The sequence below is a fragment of the Sphingobium terrigena genome (assembly GCF_003591655.1).
GTDB lineage: Bacteria > Pseudomonadota > Alphaproteobacteria > Sphingomonadales > Sphingomonadaceae > Sphingobium > Sphingobium terrigena.
In genome coordinates, this window is record NZ_QVRA01000094.1 from 1 (window position 1) to 1,059 (window position 1,059).

The following is a 1,059-nucleotide window of genomic DNA, read 5'->3' on the forward strand; positions in this document are numbered from 1 at the left end:
TTTAGGCTGTCACTAGCGCGTGGACGTAGGCTTGGCAGGGGATCAGGCAATGATTGCAGTGGCTTTGCGCATGTTGAAGGCGATACAGAGCATCCGCAGTTCGAGATGGTTGGCAGCGAGCCCGCAATAGCGGACGCGGCGATAGCCATAACTTCGTTTGAGGGTGCCGAACACGCGCTCGATCGCACTACGGATCGGACTGATCAGTCTATTGCGGACCGCTTGCCAGTGCGGCAGTTGCGCTTGGTTCTTGTGACTGCGGTGCATGATCCGGTCCTTGATCCCGGCTGATTTGAGCCGTTGTCGCCGCTCTTTGTGCTCATAGGCTTTGTCGGCATAGATCGCGCGCTCGTCGCCGCAGATCAGCGCGTCTGCCACCACGCTATCGTTGATCCGCGCCGGGGCAAGCTCGGCCCGGCGGATTAGCCCCGATCCTTCGTCAACGCCGATATGCGCCTTATATCCAAAGTGGCTCTTACCGCCCTTGCGGGTCCAGGCGGCATCAGGATCGACGCTCGATCCCGAACCCGTTGGCATCCCCGGTCGCCGCACTGCTGCGTCCACCAGGGTCGCATCAAGCAAGGTTCCGCTTTTGACCAGCAGGCCGCGCGCCCCCAACTGACGCTCGACTTCGTCGAACAGGCGCGCGTCCAGTCCACGTTCGCGCATGGCTTTGCGGAATCGGCTCAGCGTCGAATGATCAGGCTGCCCCTCGTTCAACCCCAGCCCCACAAATTTGCGAAACGATAACCGGTCACCCAGCGCTTCTTCCAGCCCAGGATCAGACAGGCCATACCATTGCTGTAGCAAAAGCGCCTTGAAAAGCACCAGCGGGGGCCAACTCGGACGGCCCGTCCGCGCCGAATAAACCTCACAAACCAGCGCCTCCAGCGATCGCCAGTCGAACACCGCCCCAATCCGGTCCAGCCCAGCATTGCGCCCCAAATCCGGCGACAACCAGGCTCCACCCAAATCCCCCTGACCACTTGAACGATGCATCGACCATCCCTCCCACAATCAAAACAGAATCACATCTGATCGGTTTTGCAAAGGTCTCCT

General features: G+C 60.2%; 1 protein-coding gene. It reads right to left on the minus strand.

Annotation, left to right across the window (positions count from 1 at the left end; genetic code table 11):
- Positions 1–42: 42 nt before the first annotated feature.
- Positions 43–957: an IS5 family transposase gene (locus D0Z70_RS24520; protein WP_220475711.1), complete on the minus strand. Its 915-nt coding sequence runs from the start codon at positions 955–957 to the stop codon at positions 43–45.
- Between the last annotated feature and the right edge of the window lie 102 nt (positions 958–1,059).